Source organism: Saccharopolyspora sp. 7B, assembly GCF_020177435.1.
In the GTDB taxonomy this organism is placed as follows: Bacteria; Actinomycetota; Actinomycetes; order Mycobacteriales; family Pseudonocardiaceae; genus Saccharopolyspora_C; species Saccharopolyspora_C gregorii.
The window spans coordinates 1-909 of record NZ_JAIUKC010000077.1; the positions used below are offsets into that span (position 1 = coordinate 1).

A 909-nucleotide genomic window follows, 5' to 3' on the forward strand; every position below is an offset into this window, starting at 1 on the left:
GTGATCTCCCCGGTCTGGGCCATCGCCTCGACCGCGGGCGTGGGCGCCGGCGGGGTGTGCACCACCCGCCCGCCCGCGCCGCCCGAGGTGCGCGGGCAGGTGGCCGGGCCACCTCAGCGACATGAATTTCAACGGTTGAAACGACGGTAGGATCGGCGGGGTGGAGCCTTGGGAGACCTCGCCGCAGCGACGTGCGTGGCGGCCGTACATCGAGACGAGCCTGCTGCTGGAGACCCGCCTCGACGAGGATCTGCGCGCGGCCGCCGGGATGAGCTTGATGGACTACCACGTGCTGCTCGTCCTGTCGGAGTGCCCGGAGCAGCGCCAGCGGATGGGCGAGCTGGCCGCGCGGATGGTGTTCTCGCCGAGCCGGCTGACCTACCAGGTGAAGGTCCTGGAGCGCCGCGGCTGGGTGGTGCGGCACCCGTCGCCCGATGACCGGCGCGTGCACCACGCGGTGCTGACCGCGGCCGGGCTGGAGGCGCTGCGGGCGGCGGACGCCCACCACGTGGGGACGGTGCAGCGGCTGTTCACCGACGACTTGGACGAGCAGGAGCTGGACGTGCTCCGGCGCGTGTTCACCCGCACCCAGGACCGGCTGCGCGGAACCGCGGGCCGCTGACGCCCGCGCATGGCGCTCGTCACCCCCTCGACCTCGTCGGAATACCTCGCGCCGGGCCGTCGTTCGACCGATTAGTTCAGATTTGAAGGAAGTGGTCGAGATGCAGTTCGGAGTGTTCACCGTCGGGGACGTGACCCCCGACCCGACGACCGGGCGCACGCCGACGGAGGCCGAGCGGATCAGGGCGATGGTCGCCATCGCCGAGAAGGCCGAGGAGGTCGGTCTGGACGTGTTCGCCACCGGTGAGCATCACAACCCGCCGTTCGTGCCGAGTTCGCCGACGACGA

At 71.3% G+C, this 909-nt stretch carries 2 protein-coding genes; both read left to right on the forward strand.

What is annotated here, in order from left to right; all coding sequences use genetic code 11:
• The first annotated feature begins 160 nt into the window (after nucleotides 1-160).
• Nucleotides 161-622 (forward strand): MarR family winged helix-turn-helix transcriptional regulator, encoded by a 462-nt coding sequence (locus LCD33_RS13640; protein WP_224961769.1) that lies wholly within the window; start codon nucleotides 161-163, stop codon nucleotides 620-622.
• Between the two features lie 100 nt (nucleotides 623-722).
• Nucleotides 723-909, forward strand: a 187-nt coding sequence (locus LCD33_RS13645; RefSeq protein ID WP_224977912.1) for an LLM class flavin-dependent oxidoreductase, incomplete at its 3' end; no start/stop codon positions are given.